The 2,881-nt window shown below is 68.6% G+C and carries 2 protein-coding genes; both read right to left on the bottom strand.

The genetic code is table 11. The annotated features are described in order from the left end of the window. Positions 1-436, bottom strand: a 436-nt coding sequence (locus K206_RS0133115; RefSeq protein WP_020206594.1) for a response regulator, incomplete at its 3' end; no start/stop codon positions are given. Positions 437-491: 55 nt separating this feature from the next. Continuing rightward, positions 492-2,881, bottom strand: a 2,390-nt coding sequence (locus K206_RS0133110) for a PAS domain-containing sensor histidine kinase (RefSeq protein WP_020206593.1), incomplete at its 5' end; no start/stop codon positions are given.

Here is a 2,881-nt window from a genome sequence, read left to right as displayed (position 1 = left end):
CGGCGGCCTCGCCGTTGCCCGCGGCCGGCAGCGCGGCGCCGGTCGCGGCGGCGCCCGCGCGCGGGCGCTCGATGCCGCGCGCCAGGCCCTGCTCGACTGCCGACAGCAGTTTTTGCAGGGCGATCGGTTTCTCGAGGAAATTGAGCGCGCCGATCTTGGTCGCTTCCACCGCGGTATCGATGGTGGCGTGCCCCGACATCATGATGACGGGCATGCAGAGCAGACCTTGCGCCGACCATTCCTTGAGCAGCGTGACGCCGTCGGTATCGGGCATCCAGATGTCAAGCAGCACCAGGTCGGGCGTATTGCCGGCACGGTACTCGCGCGCCTTCTGCGCGTTTTCTGCCACTTCGACCACATGGCCTTCGTCGCTGAGGATTTCCGAGAGCAGCTCCCGGATACCCATTTCGTCGTCGACTACGAGGATGGTTGCCATACTTCCCCTCTTGACCCCACCGCGGCTCACCGGGTTCGGGGCCGCTACATTGTGACTATGCCAGTTTAACGAACAGGATGGAGATCTGCGCCCCGATGAGCTCGGTGCCCTCCATGCGATTGCGCAGTTCGATGCGGGCGCCGTGTTCGTCAATGATCTTCTTCACCATCGCGAGCCCCAGGCCGGTCCCCTTGGCCTTGGTGGTCACGTAGGGTTCGAACGCGCGGCTGAGGATGCGCGGGGCGAAACCGGGACCGTTATCCGCAATGGTGAGCTTGACGGCCTGCCGGTCTTCGCCGGCAGAATCTTTGTATTCTACAGTCTCGGTGTGCAGAGCGATACGGGGCGCCGGACGGGCCGCCGCGACGTTGTCCGCGACCGCATCCTGCGCATTCTGCAGCAGGTTGTGGATCACCTGGCGCAACTGCGTCGGGTCGCCCTTGATCTCGGGCAGGCCCGCCGCCAGCGACGGATGAATCACGGCATGCTCGTGCACGCCGGCGTCGTCGATGCCGTACAGATGCAGCACCTCGGCCACCAGCGCGTTGAGCTGCAGTGACTGCAACATCGCCGGCGGCGTGCGCGCGTAGTCGCGGAAGTCGTCGACCATGCGCTTCATCGCCGCTACCTGGTTAACGATCGTAGTGGCCCCGCGCTTTAGCACATCCGCATCCGGACCCTCCAATTTGGGCGAGAGCTTCATCTGCAGGCGCTCGGCCGAGAGCTGGATCGGCGTGAGCGGGTTCTTGATCTCGTGCGCGAGGCGCCGCGCCACTTCGCCCCACGCCACCGAGCGTTGAGCCGAAATCACATCGGAGATGTCGTCGAACACCACCACGTAGCCGGGCTCGTCGCGCTCGCTGCGCTCGCCGCTGCCGCCGCCGGGCAGGCGCGCGCCGCGCACCAGCAGCGTGAGGGCCTGCTCCTCGTCGCTCTGCGGCAGCTCGATCTGCTTCTGCCAGTGCTGCGAGCCGCCCAGCATCTCGCTGGTGCTCTGCTCGGAAAAGGCCTGCCGCACGATGTCACCGAAGGCGCCCAGCACCGGGATGGCCTCGATGGGCTGGCCCAGCGCGCCGCCGAACGGCTGGCGGAAGATGCGCTCGGCGCCGGGGTTGGCGGTGATGAGCACGAAGCGGCGGTCGAACACGAACACGCCGGCGGTGAGATTCTGCAGCACGCTTTCCAGGTAGGCGGTGGATTTCTCCAGCGCGCTGCGGTTCTGCTCCACCGCGATGCGCGCCTCGGACAGCTGGCGCGTCATCATGTTGAACTGCTGCGTGAGCATGCCGAGCTCGTCGCGGCTCTTGAGCTCGCGCTTGGGCGAGAGGTCGCCCTCGGCGACTTCCTTGGTTCCCTGCAGCAGCATCAGCAGCGGTCGCGCGAGCTGGCCGCCGAGCAGCAGCGCCAGCATCACGGCGATGAACACGGCGAGGAACAGCGTGAGCGTGAGCGTGCCGATGTACATCTTGCGCAGGCCGGTGCGGCCGAGCGCCTTTTCCTGGTACTCCTGGTACGCGCGCTGGACTTCGTCGGCATTGCGCGCGAGCGCCGCCGGCACCGGGTGCACGACCTGCAGGTAGCGCTCCTCGCGCACGCTTTCCCCGACCAGTCCGAAGCCGGACGAGGCGGCGTCCTCGGGGCGGCGCTCAATGGACAGGCCCGAGCCCGCCCAGCGGCTCGCCGCGGCCGGCGGCGCCTTCGCCGCGGGCCGGCTGGCGGCGCCGGCGGCCTCGGCGCCGGGGGGATGCTGCGCGCTGTCCTGCGCGGCCGGCGCGGGGCCGAGCGGCACGATCACGCGCAGGCGGTACAGGTGGCTGACGTCGGTGCGCTCGGGCTGGCGGCCGTCGACGGCCGGGTCGGTGCCGCCTTCCACCGCCGCGTAGCCGCCCGCCAGCCGCGCCTGCTCGGCCAGCACGCCCGAGGGCAGGTCCGGCACCAGCGATGCGTAGTTGCTCGAGGCGGTGGCGATCACGCGCCCGCTGCCGGTGAAGATGGCGGCTTCCTGCACGCCGTACTGCTCGCGCAGGCGGTTGAGCTGCAGCGAGGTGGCCACGCTCGATGAACTGGTGAGCTGGTCGGCCATCAGGCGCGCCTTGCCCTGCAGGTCGGACAGCGCGCTGTCGATGGTGGAGCGGCCGAGGTTGAGGCCGGCTTCGAGCGCGGTCTCCACGCGCACGTCGAACCACGACTCGATGCTGCGCGAGACGAACTGCAGCGACACCAGGTAGATCAGCACGCCGGGCAGCACGCCGACCACGCCGAAGAACACGGCGAGCTTGGTCATCAGGCGCGTGCCGAACTTGCCGCGCCGGTAGCGCAGCCACAGGGTCAGCGCCAGCGCTCCGATGATCAGCACCAGCAGCACGCCGATCACCAGGTTGATCTTGAACAGCAGCGTGAAGTAGCGGTCGAAGAATTCCGTGTTGGCCGAGGCGCCGGCCAGCA

The sequence above is a fragment of the Cupriavidus sp. WS genome, assembly GCF_000395345.1.
In the GTDB taxonomy this organism is placed as follows: domain Bacteria; phylum Pseudomonadota; class Gammaproteobacteria; order Burkholderiales; family Burkholderiaceae; genus Cupriavidus; species Cupriavidus basilensis_B.
Note: the sequence above shows the minus strand (reverse complement) of the source record. Positions and strands in the feature narration are given on the sequence as shown.